This window comes from Actinomadura keratinilytica (assembly GCF_039539665.1).
Taxonomy (GTDB): domain Bacteria; phylum Actinomycetota; class Actinomycetes; order Streptosporangiales; family Streptosporangiaceae; genus Spirillospora; species Spirillospora keratinilytica.
Genome location: NZ_BAABDO010000275.1, coordinates 1 through 1,005, shown reverse-complemented (window position 1 = coordinate 1,005; position 1,005 = coordinate 1). Strand labels below are relative to the sequence as shown.

Annotated in this window: 1 protein-coding gene; it reads right to left on the bottom strand. The window is 67.9% G+C overall.

What is annotated here, in order from left to right:
* Positions 1 to 40 precede the first annotated feature (40 nt).
* Positions 41 to 862 (bottom strand): transposase family protein, encoded by an 822-nt coding sequence (locus ABD879_RS32680; RefSeq protein WP_345025664.1) that lies wholly within the window; start codon positions 860 to 862, stop codon positions 41 to 43.
* Positions 863 to 1,005 lie beyond the last annotated feature (143 nt).

The following is a 1,005-nucleotide window of genomic DNA, read 5'->3' as shown; positions in this document are numbered from 1 at the left end:
TGAGCTTTTCTCCGTAACCTGCGGTTGCTGTCGGTGATGTTCAGATGCTCCGGTCGTTCTCGTGGTGGAGCAGGACGAGGGCGGCGGCGGTGATCGCTCCGATCCGCCAGGGATCGAGGCTGACCCGGCGCAGGGCCTTGAAACGCACGATGAGCAGGGCATTGGCGCGTTCGCCGATCCCCCGCAGCCCGCGCAGGAGCTTGTTGTAGGTCTTCTGATCGCCGGTCAGCTTCTTGCCCCTGGGCTTCTTGACCGGGACGCGCAGCACACCCGCGGCGCCCTCGTACCCCAGGTCCGCCAGGCCGACGAGGTCACCGGTGGCCTCGGTGAGGGCGTCGATCACGCCGTGGGCGCGGGCGCAGGTGATGTCGTGCTCGCGGCCGGGCTGCACGTCTGAGGTCCACAGCGGCCATCCATCGGGGGCGGAGACCACCTGGACGTTGCCGCCATGGTGCTTGTGCTTGCCCGACCACCACAGATCGGCGCCGCTGGGGCCGGGTGTCTGCACCCGGTCGGTACGGATCACCACGCCGTCGAGGTTGACGTGCGACAACCCCGCCTCCTTCGCCGCGGCGAGCGCCTGGCGCAGGTCCGGGGCATGCGCGGCGAGCACGTCGATTCCTTCGTGCAGGTACCGGTAGACCGTGCTGGTGCCGATGTGGTTGTCGGCAGCCAGCTGGGCGATGCGGGTGGCGTCGATGAACCATCTCAGGATCAGCACCGCCTGAGCGAAGCAGCCCAGCGCGCGGCGGCCGGTGCGGGTGCCGCGCCGGCGGCGTTCGGCGTGCAGCAGGCTCGACAGGAACAGCACCGTCTCCCGCGGGATGTCGAGCGTGGCGGAGTATGTGACACTTGAGGACACGCGAGGCCCCTGCTCTATGAAGTTGATCTCTAGGCAAGACCACTTCTAGCAGGGGCTTCGTGGCGTATCGGGCATCTTCGGGCACTACGGCGCACCACCCAGACGATCACGCACTGTCGCGGATCGTTACGGGGAAAGGCTCA